The following is a 13295-nucleotide window of genomic DNA, read 5'->3' as shown; positions in this document are numbered from 1 at the left end:
GTAATACGTCTAGGGTGTAGCAGAATCAATAACATCGTTGTTGAAATACAGCCGTTGGCCAGCCTGAGTAATCATCTGTTGATCAAAGTAGGTATCGACCAGCATAAAGTTGTTAAACATATATTGGCTGACAATGAAGTATCGATAGGAGTTGTCATCCGTCGATACGTCCTGCCAGCTCAGCGTCACCCGGCGTCGGTCATCAAAAGTATCACTGTAGGGCTCACCAAAGGCTACTGAGTCAATTTTGGCCGCCCGGAGGGGTAGTTCGCAACTTGACCGTAGGGTATCGTGGGTAGGCAGTACTGTCAGGAGTTGATAGCGATGGCCTAGCTGGACAGGCATTTCCTGCTGTGCGCAGCCATATAATCCCGGTTGCCGGAGTGATTTTAAGTAGATTTGCTGTCCGGTAGTCTGATTCAACAGGATGATGTATGCACCATTGATTGGACGAGTGTTGTAAGCGGATTGATTGTCGATAGACTGGACCTCTCGAATTGCCGCAAAAATGGAATCGCTGGGTATGAGCTAACAGAAAACGGCGGCCTGCGTAGGAACGTTGGGGAAAGAAAAATCATCGATCAGGGTTTGCCGTCTACAACTGGCCAGTACTGTAGCTCCTAGAAGAAAAAGATAACGTAACACAAAAAGATGTATTTAGCACTACTAAATATAATCTAATACATACTTGTATAACGCCAAAAAACCTCAAAAATGATATAAATAGGTTACTATAGATTGCTCTATTATGGTGGCCGACCATTGGTAGTTTGAGACTACGAAATCTCTAGTGTATAGACAATTGGAAACCGCTATTGGGTAGATACGCGAAACGGTCAGGCTTCTGTTGGCTGCTGTCTGATTAGCTGATCCGGATCAAATCTGGCAAATTCTGTCGTCAGTTCCAGTCGCACAATTTTCTGGGCTACGTATTGGGGATGGGCAGGCTTCTCAAAACGATGCAGGATAGCAAATGTTAAGAGACGCTTATTATACTGACGCACCGTTTCTGACGGTTTTTTGAGCGTGTCATAGTAGTAAAGGTACATGGCATTCGCTATGGGTTGATAGCCTGTAATTTCACGTTGGTCGGCACAGGTTGAATCAGGTTACCAAAAAACACCAGCTCCAACAGAACTGGTGTTTCCTTCTTTCCTCTTTTCAATACCTCAATTTCAATGCATTAACTTCTGTGAAATGTGTAGCAATTAACATACCAAAAAGTTAGCAAAAATATTGCTAATAATAATTGTAACTGTATGATAATTAGAGCATAAATAAATATTTGCTACTACTTGATCTTCTTTGTAGGTTGTTCTCTCTTTATATAATGATGTATAGTCGCCAGTTGACCTGATAGGGATAAACTTTATAGAGCGAATCACCTTCATTGATAGTGAAACCTTTCTCAACATTTGATTTGGCTTCACTTAGTAACAACTCCGCCTGAATGCTGTCTCCTTTAGTCAGTAGACACAACCCTTTATAGTATTGTGTATCATAGATCTTGATGCCCATATCGAATAACTACAGATGATGAATCCGTTATTCACGTTGAGTACTAATAGCTCAGTCTATTAAGTTAGTATAATGCAAAAAGGGTCGTAAGGTTGAAATTTTCATTTCAGTCCATACGACCCATACGTATTGAAACGATTTGAGCGGGCTAGGCACGTAGCATTACTCTTGGATAAACGATCCAACAAGTACGTCTTATTTGCGTTAATGGAGGTTAATTAGCCAGTTCGCTACGTAGCATCCAGCCAAATCACTACGTTATCAAAACGGAATAACCCGCCCGGTCTGGCTACTTTCCAGCGCGAGGTCGATGACGCGGGCCAGTTGCTGGATTTCGTCGGGTGTGATTGCCGGTTTAGCACCGTTTACGATGGCATCGTATAGATTATCATAGAAGGGCATGTAATTCCCCGGCAGACTTTCGATACGTTCCGGGCCGCCACTTCGATAGAGAGTGCCCCAACGGTCGTCGGGTTCAGTACCCCAGTTGGGTAAGTTTGGTAATAAATTCTGCCGAAGCCGCTCTTCCTGCACATCCAGACCGCCTTTAATAAACGATCCTTCAGTACCATGCAGGCTAAATCGAAGTTGATTCTGGTAAATCATCAGATTCGATTCGAGCCGAACATTTTTATCAGCATATCCCAGCCTGATATCGAAGTAATCGTGGACCTGACTACCGGGCCGCATGATACGTACACTTGCCTGAACCGAATCGGGTTTTCCGAAGAGGTCCAGCGCCTGATCGAGTAGGTGAGGCCCCAGATTATACAGATTTCCACGACCTAAAGCGGGTTGTTCTTTCCAGCTATTTGCCTGCAGATTTACGGGCGAAAAACGGTCGTATCGGCATTCATAATCGACGAGTGAGCCCAAAGCTCCTTCAGTCAGCAAACGTTTTATCGTCAGAAAATCGGAATCCCACCGACGGTTCTGATACGCCGTGGCAATAAGCTTCTTTTGCTGCGCCAGTTCGAGTAGTTGAATGGCTTCCTGTTCGGAGAGCGCAAACGGTTTTTCGATCACTACGTGTTTTCCGTGCTCCAATGCTTTATGGGCATAATCAACGTGCGTTTCGTTTGGCGAACACACAAAAACAAGATCGATTTCCGGGTCGGCAAACAGTTCTTCGGGCGTAGCGACCCAGCCAATCGACGCATCGAACGCCTGAACAGCATCCGGGCGACTGCTGGCAATTTTTGCCAACTGAAATCGGGGATTCACCGACAGAAACGGTGTATGAAAATAGCGGCCCGACAACCCGAACCCAATCAAACCAACGCGAACAATTTCAGGCATATAACGTAACGATATAATTATGGCTCAAACAGGCTTCGGCTGTTTGAATCGATTAGTGATTTGTGACTAAGCTTAACCAGTTGTCGCTCAAACAGCCGGAGCCTGTTTGGGCCATACTCTACCGAAAAAACAATCAAGGCGTATCGGGTAGTGCAAATGCTACGTATTTATCGCCAGAACGCGTGCTGAGTTTTCCTCCTCCACAGGCAATCACTACGTATTGTTTTCCACCTACCGAATACGTACTGGGCGATGCGTAGCCAGCCGCTGGTAGTGGTGCTTTCCACAACTGTTTACCCGTTTTGGTGTCGATAGCTCTTATGTGCTCATCTTTACTGGCCGCAATAAACAACAAACCACTTTCCGTAACCACAGGCCCACCGTAATTATCTGTACCTGTGGGTGGAATGCCTCTGGCGGTCAGCTCTTTATATTCACCTAATGGCACCTGCCACTTATGCTCACCAGTGTTCAGATCGATAGCTGTAAGTGTGCCCCAGGGCGGATTACTCACCGGATAGCCTTTGCTATCGTACCAGCGATTATAACCCGTGTGCTGGTATGGCAGTCCTTCGTTTTGTATACTCACAGTTTGGGTAGCGGTTCCTTTGTTGAAGATAAAATCGACAATGATTTTTCGCTCGCTTTCGGGCAAGTGCGAAAATGAAGGCATCATGCCCCGCCCTTTTTGCAACAACTGATGAACAGCCTCCGCCGATAGTCGTTTGTCAATATTCAGTAAGCCGGGATACGAACCATCGTGATTACCGCGCCGGTCGGCTCCGTGACATGATGCGCACCGAAGATTATACAACTGAGCGCCATTTACCGAAGCTTCTCCGGCGGGCTGTTGTTTCCGCACCAGCGACGAAAAACACGGGTTCTGTTTGGCTGGGATATAAATTACGCCCGACGGATCAGTAGCCGAACCACCCCATTGCGCTCCCCCATCCGTGCCGGGGAAAAAGATAGTCATCTCATTTGTAAGCGGAATATACGCACTGCCGGTACGTGCCTTTCGCAACGTAGCAACCAGCTCGTCACGGTTCGACGCCCACGTATTGATGTCTTGCTCGGTAAAGGATTGTTTGGTAAACGGGGCCGGTTTCTGCGGAATGGGTTGCGTCTGACTCGGAAATTCACCCGCAATGGCATCTGTCGGAAATTTGGTTTCAACAATCGGGAACAACGGTTTACCCGTCACCCGGTTGAACACAAAAATATGCCCCTGTTTGGTTGTTTGCGCTACTGCATCGATACGTCTAGGTTGACCGTCGGGACCGCGCTGGGTTACAGTCAGCAGATTGGGTGGAGCGGGTGGGTCGCGGTCCCAGATGTCGTGATGAACGAACTGAAAATGCCAGAGCCGTTTACCCGTATTGGCATCCAGCGCAATCAGGCAATTAGCAAACAGGTTATCGCCCTTGCGATTTCCGCCATAAAAATCGTAAGCCGCCGAACCAGTTGGCGCATAAACGATTCCCCGTTTACGGTCAATTGCCATTCCCATCCAGGCATTGGCTCCACCCAGTCGTCCGCGCGGTTTGGCTGGCGACCAGGTGTCATAGCCAAATTCGCCCGGTTTCGGAATGGTATGAAACGCCCATACTGTGCGACCAGTTCGAACGTCATAAGCCCGAATATCGCCAAGTAGCGATGTTTCGCCTTCGGCCAGCCGCGTACCCACAATGAGCAGATTTTTATAGATCGTGTTCGGTGTATTGGGTTGTACGTAATTATCGCCACCAGGCCGCTCAATACCTTCTTTCAAATCGATACGTCCGCCTTTTCCAAAACTTTCAATCGTCTTGCCGGTACGTGCATCGAAGGCGTACAGCCATTTACCGGCACCGAACAGAATACGTTTTTCTTTACCATCGGTCCAGTACGTAACACCCCGGCTTAGGGTACCGCCATTATCGTTCACATTTGTTCGCCATATCTGCTGACCTGTTGCGGCATTCAACGCAAACGCCTGTGTATTGGCCGAAACACCATAAAGCACACCGTCGATAATGAGCGGATTACATTGCATCTGTGTTCTATTTCCCACCGTATCGGCCCCACCCGACGCATACGTCCAGGCCACCTTCAGTTGCTGCACATTATCGGCGGTTATCTGCGTCAGGGGCGAATAATGACTGCGTGCACCATCGCCATTATATTCGGCCCAATTGGTATCCGGCAACGCTGGGGTGTGGATGAACCCGACAATACCCAATAGCAATATCCCAAAACCGAACAGATATTTCATAGCAGATGGCCTTACGTTCTCATTTAAAAAGCATCTATAATCCACGAAATACTTTTCCTTACGTTCTATTATAGTAACAGCATACTTAATGGTAAATTGATATACTGAAATTGCTTTTGACGCTTTCGGGAATCTAACTAACCGCTTCTCATGCCAATAGATGCCGACGTAATCATTGTGGGGGCCGGATTGGCCGGTCTGGTAGCCGCAGCCGAACTGGCCGATGCAGGCAAACGGGTCATTCTGGTCGATCAGGAGCCAGAGCAAAGTCTGGGCGGACAGGCGTTCTGGTCGTTTGGTGGCCTGTTTCTGGTTGATACACCGGAGCAGCGTCGGCTCAAAATCCGAGATTCGTATGAACTAGCAATGGCCGACTGGATGGGCACTGCCGCTTTCGACCGGCCCGAAGATTACTGGCCCCGAAAATGGGCCGAAGCCTACGTAGCGTTTGCGGCTGGCGAAAAACGTAGCTGGCTCCATCAACAGGGCTTACGATTTTTTCCGGTTGTCGGTTGGGCTGAGCGCGGTGGTTACGGCGCCATCGGACACGGCAATTCGGTTCCGCGCTTTCATGTTACGTGGGGCACAGGGCCGGGCGTAATCGCGCCGTTTGAATTTCGCGTTCGGGAAGCTGTCAAACGTGGGTTGATTACGTTAAAATTTCGTCATCAGGTCAATGAACTTTCCATTACCGATGGCGCTGTCGACGGTATTCAAGGCGCTGTTCTGGAGCCGAGTAACGTAGCACGGGGCGAAAAAAGCTCGCGCATACCCATTGATACATTTTCATTACGTGCTCAGGCAGTTCTTGTTACGTCGGGCGGTATCGGAGCCAATCACGAACTGGTTCGGCAGAACTGGCCGGAACGATTGGGTGAACCGCCAAACTACATGTTATCGGGCGTGCCAGAGCACGTAGATGGGCGTATGTTAGCCATTTCTGAGACGGCTGGAGCGAATCTGATTAACCGCGATCGGATGTGGCATTATACCGAAGGAATTCAAAACTGGGCACCTATCTGGCAACAACATGGCATTCGCATTTTACCAGGGCCATCGTCGATGTGGTTCGATGCAGTGGGGAATCGCTTGCCAGTGCCGTTGTTTCCGGGTTTCGATACGTTGGGAACGCTCGCTCACCTGCGAAAAACGGGTTACGATCATAGCTGGTTTGTGCTGAATCAGAGCATTATCCGCAAAGAATTTGCCCTATCCGGTTCGGAACAAAATCCCGATTTAACGGGTAAAAGCTGGCGGCAGGTATTGGGCAGAGCCGTAGGCAAAAATGCCCCCGCACCCGTCGAAGCCTTCAAGCAAAACGGCGTCGATTTTATCATACGAAACAATCTGTCAGACCTCGTCACCGGCATGAATGCACTTGTCGGTGAATCGCTCATCGACCTCGCCAGACTTGAAACCGAACTGGTCTCCCGCGACCGTCAATTGTTGAATCCGTTCTGCAAAGATGCGCAGGTAACGGCCATTCGGGGAGCCCGTAATTACCTCGGAGATAAGCTGATTCGAACGGCCAAACCGCACGCCATTCTCGACCCTAAAGCGAGTCCGTTGATTGCAGTTCGATTACATATCCTCACTCGAAAAACATTAGGCGGCTTACAAACTGACTTATCTGGCCGTGTACTTGACGCAACTGGCAAACCCGTTTCTGGCTTATACGCAGCGGGAGAAGTAGCTGGTTTTGGCGGAGGTGGTATGCATGGCTATCGCGCTTTAGAAGGCACGTTTCTGGGTGGATGTATTTTCTCAGGCCGTGTAGCTGGTCGGGCAGTACGTGAATCTATCTAACGTATTGGTAGAAAATTAGCTTAAATTATACCAGCTTGTTATCCAAGGACGTGGTGGAGCATTGTGTAGTGGAGTCGGGTTATCAAACCCGACTCCACTACACAATGCTGATTTCAATTTAATCAAAACGTACTACAAACAACGATTAGAATGACCCGCCTACCAATCGATACGTATGATAATCAGCTAATTGATCAGGCACGTAGCATAATTAGCCGTCGGTACAAACCGGAAGTCCACGCGGTTGGCACTGCACTACGTACCAAATCAGGAAAGGTATTCGAAGGCGTTCATCTTGAAGCCTATATTGGGCGGGTTGCCGTTTGTGCTGAAGCCATTACCATCGGTACAGCCGCCACGCAGGGCGACAGTGATATTGAGACAATTGTGGCCGTTTATCATACCGGAAAAATTGTAGCTCCCTGCGGTATTTGCAGAGAGCTAATTTCGGATTATTCGGCGGATGCACTCGTGATTTTAGAAGACAACACCGGTATTTTTAAAACACCCATACGTGAGCTTTTACCCGTGAGATACGAGCGGGAGTGAATAATCAACGTAGTGTTTTACAAATAGGTATTTTGCTACGTATTACTGGGTTATCCAGTCCAGTATTCTGGATGTGCGCGCGCCCGTTTCGCCTGTGCTCGGGCTTTGGATTTCGCCCCGTAAGTCGCGCACGATCAGCTCAATTAATGGCTGTTGTACGTGTTCTGGAAAAGGAATCGTATGTTCGACTAAACCAGCTTCCGTTTCGACGAGCAACCGAAATTTCTCGAAAAACGAAAAGGTGATTTTGCCTTTGGAGCCGATGAGCTGCGTTTGCTCCAGTCGCTGTTCCGGATTGACCGTAAAACACCAATTGCCTGTACCCACTACGCCCGATTCGAAAGCGAACGTAGCAACAACCATATCATCGGCTTTGTATAATCCGGCCTGATTGAGACTGATACCGCTTGCCTGTTTAATCGGACCAAAAAGATATTCCAGAAAATCGAACTGGTGTGAAGCCAGATCATGGAAACGTCCTCCACCCGAAATTTCTGGAGAAACACGCCAGCCGGGTTGTGGATTCGGCCCCGATTCGCCCGGAAGAGGTTCCCAGTATAACTGAACATTCACGCTACGTATTTCGCCAATTGCCTGTTCGTTAACCAGTTCTTTTACTTTCAGAAAATACGGAAGCGCCCGTCGATAAAAAGCTACAAAAAGCGGTACGCCCGTTTCCCGACTAGCCTGATTCATCGCTTCGCACTCAGCCGCATTCAACGCCATTGGTTTTTCAACATAAACAGGCTTTCCGGCCCGCATAGCCTTGATGGCATAATCGGCATGGCTGTCGGGTGGCGTTGCTACGTAGATCGCGTTTACGTCGGGATCGTTGATCAGTTCATCGGCATTGCTATACCATTTCGGTACGTTATGTCGCCGGGCGTAATCAGCTGCTTTCTCGGCATCGCGACGCATCACGGCTACCAGTTTCGAATGGGGCACTTTGTTAAAGGCCGGGCCACTTTTTACTTCCGTTACGTCGCCACAGCCAATAATACCCCATTTTATTTCATCCATCGGTGTTAAGGATTTGGTTTATAAATCAATTCGAAATAAATGCATCGGCAATGAATACGGTTCGAGTTCGACGTAATTGAACTCGCCTTTCCAGATGTAATAAGCGCCCGTGAGCAGGTCGAAAACCGTATATTCCTGATCCTGACCAATACCCAACTGCCAGATAGGAACCTGCACCACACCTGCCCGGCGGCTATATGCATCGGTATTGACTACGATCAATAGTCGATTCGCGCCCGACGTTTTCAGGTAGGCCATAATCGCATCGTCATTCACGTTGCAGAACGTAATATTATTGGTCGTTTGAAGAGCCGCATTTTCATTACGTAACCGGTTTACGAGCGTGATGAGGTAGGTAAGTTTATTGGTTTTACTCCAATCCCACTGGCGAATTTCGTACTTCTCCGAATTTAGATATTCTTCCTTGTGCGGAAGTGGCGCATGTTCCATCAACTCAAACGAAGGCCCGTAAATACCGTAATTACTGGACAACGTAGCGGCTAGAAAAAACCGAATCAGAAACTGCGGTTCGTGCCCACCCTGAAAACTGTACGGATTGATATCAGGTGTGGCTGGCCAGAAATTTGGGCGGAAGTACTGTTTCCTGTCCGATTGAGTCAGTTCGGTCATGTAATGTTCCAGTTCCTGCTTCGAATTGCGCCAGATGTAATACGTATATGATTGCGAAAACCCCCGCTTACCTAACTCCTGCATCACGTTGGATGTAGTGAAAGCTTCGGCCAGAAACAGCATATCAGGGAATTCTTTTTTCACTTCGGCAATGACCCACTCCCAGAACGCAAATGGCTTTGTATGAGCCTTGTCGACCCGAACGATACGTACTCCCCACGAGGCCCAGACGAGCAAAACGCGTTTAATTTCCTGCCACAGATTCTGCCAGTCGCTGGTTTCGAAATCAAGTGAGTAAATATCCGGGTATTTCAGGGGCGGATTTTCTGCATACTGAAACGTACCATCTGGCCGTTTTTTGAACCATTCGGGGTGTTCTTTGACCCACGGATGGTCGGGCGAACACTGAATCGCGAGGTCCATTGCTACTTCCATGCCGTAGTTGGCCGCAATGGCAATGAGGTGTTTGAAATCCTCGACAGTGCCCAGTTCGGGATGAATCGTATCATGCCCTCCTGCATTGGAGCCAATGCTATACGGGTCACCGGGGTCGTTGGGTTGGCTGGTAACAGAGTTATTTTTCCCCTTCCGATTCGACGTTCCGATGGGGTGAATAGGCGGGAGATACAATACGTCGAAACCCATTCCCGAAATACGGGGCAGTAGTCCTTCCACGTCTTTGAACGTACCATGACGTAGTAAACTGTCATTTTCATCCCGCACGGCCGAGCGAGGAAACAGGCAATACCACGTACTGAATTGCGCCCGCGCCCGGTCGACTTCAATGCCTAAATCGTGTTGGTATCGGGTTACGTGTTGCCGCTCCGGGTATTTATTCGCGTAGAAGGTAAACTGGTCACTTTCGGCTGTTGAGACGGCTTCATCGTAGCGATTCCCATCTCGAAACAGTTCAGCCATTTCCCGTAATACCTTTACGTCGGCACTTTCCTCAACAGGCGAATTTATCTTTTTACTTTTTACTCCTTTCTTCGCTGCTGGTTTGCCGCCTGCCCGTTCGAACATTTCGTCCAAATACTGCGCACCGATCAGTAACTCATTTGTAATACGCTGACCGTCTGCTATTTTTAGATGAACCTCCTGCTGCCACGATTTCAGATGATCGACCCAGGCTTCGATAGTATATGTGTATTGCCCCTGTTTTTCGGCAATGAATGCCGCTCCCCAACGGTTGTTAACGAGGAGGGTCATCGCCATTTCGGTCCAGAACGTATCGTCTGAATGTCTATACAGTAGATAAGCCGCTAAATGATCATGGCCATCGGCAAAAATATCGGCTTCAACCGTTATTACGTCGCCGGGAATTGCTTTGATTGGGAATCGACCATTATCAAGTTCGGGAGAAACACGCGCAACGACCACGCGCGACTGTCCGGGCCCATTCAGGCTAGAACCATTAGCAGGAGTATTCATGCAAGTAAAGATTAGCTTCAGGCTTCATTGTTACGAGGGTAAACGCAGAATAGAATACCTGATTGATTAATCAGAAATACTGCGACAATGTTACAAAAAAAGCCCTATTTACGCTGTCTCGCCCGAATATGTCTGCAACGCCTTAACTTGAACTACCTTGTACAAATCAGTTGGCCCCGTCGGCTTTAGCACCGTTAATGGCCTGCTGACCAATTAAATTACCCAGTTGAATTCCTTTTTCGGTATCGAACCGATACTGAGTGCCACCATATATACCCGCTACAGTGGCTTCAGTTGCCTGCGCATTAAGACTGGTAGCTTCGGCAGGAAAAAGATGGGCCAAAAGCATCACAGCAGCCGTTGATACCGTAGCCTGATCTGATACGAAAGACGGCGTATTGGGGATGGGAATAGCCGTTTTGATCGTCTTGTCGATTTGAGATGGCCGGGGAACAAAATAGGTATATTTAGTAGCCCAGACGGCTGTTTCGCTATCCTGAATAGCCCGGTTCAACAGGGAGTAAGTTCGGGCGGCACGTAACTCATTTTGCCCCGCCTGCCGAATGAGGTCTTCGGCAAGATAATTCCACAAACCCGCCAGTCCATACGTATTGTTTCCGTTAGCCCAGTAATTGGCAATACGCCACTGATCGCGGGTACGGCTAGTTGCTACGTCGCGAACTTCGGTCAACGCCTTCTGAAAATCGGTCGACGTAGTGACGGGTGGTGCAGTTGGTAAAGCCCGGTAAATGGTTGTTGAATCGAACCAGGTTTTTACTCGACCCGCCAGCGGTAAAATTGGCGCACGAGCAGGTAGTTCCAGGCTACTCCACTTTTGGTCGTAAGACGCCCGTGTCAAGGCTGATTGCCAGCTATTGGTAGGATCTCCGGCATTTGAAAAACGGTCGATTCGGGCGCGGGCCAGCACGCGAGTCATTACGTTATTGGCCAACTCTTCACCTGCTTTTAAATCACTCGGAACGCTGGCTCCTGCCCACAGTCGGCTTTGTTTATGCTCGGTAGCTTTGGCTTTGAGCCATTCGGTTTCGGCAGGAAAAAGGTAAGCCAGCATCTGACACGATGCTTCGGCAATGGCCGCATCTTCCGACGGGTAAGACGGTACGTTCAGCACAGGAACCCGCGAAAGAACGCCCTGACTCTCCAGCGATGGTCGATTATACTGATACTTCGCCCGCCATGCTACCACAAGCGCATCATATTGCGCTACGCTCAACAATGCATAGATACGAGCCGCAAAAGGTTCCCCAGCCAGCGCATTCGAAGCTTCGGCAGGAGTGGTCTGGCCGGTCGATGCGTCAAAACCGGGCAGTATATTGTATTTCGATACCAGTTGGCGCGCAATCTGATTCCAACGTAGCACGCCACCTGCAGCCCAGTAATTAACGGCCGTATTTTGTTCAGGATTTGCCCCGGCTACTGCACTTTTTACCGCACTCAACTCCTGCTGATACGTTGCCGACGTAGTGGCAACTGGTTGTGGTACGCTAATATCAGTGGCGGCACGTAGAACAATTGGACGCCAGGTCCCACCATTGGCATCGACCTGCGTAATATCGGTGAAGGGCAGAATACCTTCGTCGATAGTAGGTTCTTTGCAACCCGATGCCCACAGAATCAGGCTGCCGATAATGATGACTGAGAAAAGCGATTTCATACCTATAAATTCGTGGGTCAGATAGTGTTGTAAATCAGGAGTGAATTACCGATTATTGTTCCAGTAGCCAATCACCAGTCCGGCGTTCAGTTGCGTACTTTTTCCGATGTTACGTCCGTCGATGGTGGTGCCATAGGTTGCTGTAACACCTAGCTGTTTTAGTAAACGCAAATAAGCCGTTGCTCCAACGCGGGTAAATCCTACGGCATTGGTCGGAAATGGAATACTCGGGCCAATATCGGTCCCTTTATTATAGGGCGTCTGACGGTGCCCCCACACGTTGATATTAAAAATTTTCGTTACTATACCCGCCTGAACAATGAGTTCGGTAACGTCGGGTACATTTACTTTCGAGCCACCATACGGTAAAAGCTGACCAGGATCATAGAAATTCACCGGACGATCAAGAGATACCTGCCCCCGTCGGATATAGCCATATTGACCAGTGATGAAAAAATTAGGGGCTTTGAAATGGAGAATGGTACGTCCGTCCAGATTGCGGGAGCCTTTGCCGATGGCCACCATCGCATCGTTTACGTAGTTCTGCATCGGAATGGAATAACCCAGTCCAAAGAGCCACGACAAACGTGTTTTCCCGAATTTATAATCATACGCTTCCCAACGCAGTGCCGCTGTTACGTCCTGAAATCCCTCCTGTTTGGCCCAATAACCAGCACTGGCTTCGCTTCGAACGTAGGGAGCCGTCACAATCAGGTCGAGATCGTAACCCAGTCCATACGTACCCATTACGGTCAGTGCCTGAGTTGTAACGGTACCCAGATTCGGATTACGGGTTTCGGTTTTGTTGATAAAATACGTATCGTAGGTTTCCTGTGAGGCCGATATACCCAGACTTGCGTTACGGGCGCCACGCATGAAGCCATCCATATAGCCCTGCGCCTGAGCAGTTCGGGTAAAAACTAACGTAGTAAATCCGATAAGGAGAAGTTGAAGAAGTCGCATACGGCTGCTTTATACACGCAAAGGTAGTCGTTCAGCCGAATCGTGGGCGCTATGGTCGTCAATTCTGGTCAATTGACTTTGCTACGTTGGTTACGGCTTCTGAAGGTTTACCTCAACACAACGTTGGTGTATAGGGTATAGTATTGGCAA

Annotated in this window: 11 protein-coding genes; 2 read left to right on the top strand and 9 right to left on the bottom strand. The window is 48.7% G+C overall.

The annotated features are described in order from the left end of the window. Positions 1 to 9: 9 nt before the first annotated feature. The 5 genes from ACYVD4_RS01405 to ACYVD4_RS01385 form a co-directional block, all read right to left on the bottom strand. Positions 10 to 423, bottom strand: coding sequence for a hypothetical protein (locus ACYVD4_RS01405; protein WP_460941826.1), 414 nt, complete (start codon positions 421 to 423; stop codon positions 10 to 12). Between the two features lie 413 nt (positions 424 to 836). Beyond that, a complete protein-coding gene (locus ACYVD4_RS01400; RefSeq protein ID WP_460941825.1) occupies positions 837 to 1049 on the bottom strand; it encodes a hypothetical protein in 213 nt (70 codons plus the stop codon). Positions 1050 to 1323: 274 nt separating this feature from the next. Continuing rightward, the gene (locus ACYVD4_RS01395) at positions 1324 to 1518 is read right to left on the bottom strand and encodes a hypothetical protein (RefSeq protein ID WP_460941824.1); all 195 of its coding nucleotides are present in this window, start codon (positions 1516 to 1518) and stop codon (positions 1324 to 1326) included. Positions 1519 to 1779: 261 nt separating this feature from the next. Continuing rightward, a complete protein-coding gene (locus ACYVD4_RS01390) occupies positions 1780 to 2817 on the bottom strand; it encodes a Gfo/Idh/MocA family oxidoreductase (protein ID WP_460941823.1) in 1038 nt (345 codons plus the stop codon). Between the two features lie 133 nt (positions 2818 to 2950). Next, positions 2951 to 5071, bottom strand: a complete 2121-nt coding sequence (locus ACYVD4_RS01385) for an outer membrane protein assembly factor BamB family protein (RefSeq protein WP_460941822.1) — start codon at positions 5069 to 5071, stop codon at positions 2951 to 2953. Between the two features lie 150 nt (positions 5072 to 5221). Between ACYVD4_RS01385 and ACYVD4_RS01380 the strand changes: the two genes are divergently transcribed. Beyond that, positions 5222 to 6877: an FAD-binding dehydrogenase gene (locus ACYVD4_RS01380; protein WP_460941821.1), complete on the top strand. Its 1656-nt coding sequence runs from the start codon at positions 5222 to 5224 to the stop codon at positions 6875 to 6877. Positions 6878 to 7027: 150 nt separating this feature from the next. Further along, positions 7028 to 7426 (top strand): cytidine deaminase, encoded by a 399-nt coding sequence (locus ACYVD4_RS01375; RefSeq protein WP_460941820.1) that lies wholly within the window; start codon positions 7028 to 7030, stop codon positions 7424 to 7426. A 42-nt stretch (positions 7427 to 7468) separates the two neighbouring features. Here the strand turns inward: ACYVD4_RS01375 and ACYVD4_RS01370 are convergent, their stop codons facing one another. From ACYVD4_RS01370 to ACYVD4_RS01355, 4 genes are all read right to left on the bottom strand, one after another. Next, complete coding sequence (locus tag ACYVD4_RS01370) at positions 7469 to 8446, bottom strand: Gfo/Idh/MocA family protein (RefSeq protein WP_460941819.1); 978 nt, start codon at positions 8444 to 8446, stop codon at positions 7469 to 7471. A gap of 18 nt (positions 8447 to 8464) precedes the next feature. Further along, on the bottom strand, positions 8465 to 10507 hold the full coding sequence (locus ACYVD4_RS01365; protein ID WP_460941818.1) for an alpha-1,4-glucan--maltose-1-phosphate maltosyltransferase: 2043 nt from the start codon (positions 10505 to 10507) through the stop codon (positions 8465 to 8467). A gap of 166 nt (positions 10508 to 10673) precedes the next feature. Then, on the bottom strand, positions 10674 to 12182 hold the full coding sequence (locus ACYVD4_RS01360; protein WP_460941817.1) for a PA-phosphatase: 1509 nt from the start codon (positions 12180 to 12182) through the stop codon (positions 10674 to 10676). Positions 12183 to 12227: 45 nt separating this feature from the next. After that, on the bottom strand, positions 12228 to 13145 hold the full coding sequence (locus ACYVD4_RS01355; RefSeq protein ID WP_460941816.1) for a hypothetical protein: 918 nt from the start codon (positions 13143 to 13145) through the stop codon (positions 12228 to 12230). Between the last annotated feature and the right edge of the window lie 150 nt (positions 13146 to 13295).

It is taken from the genome of Spirosoma daeguense (genome assembly GCF_054776875.1).
The sequence above is the reverse complement of the archived record's forward strand: the minus strand, read 5'-3'. Positions and strand labels throughout refer to the sequence as shown.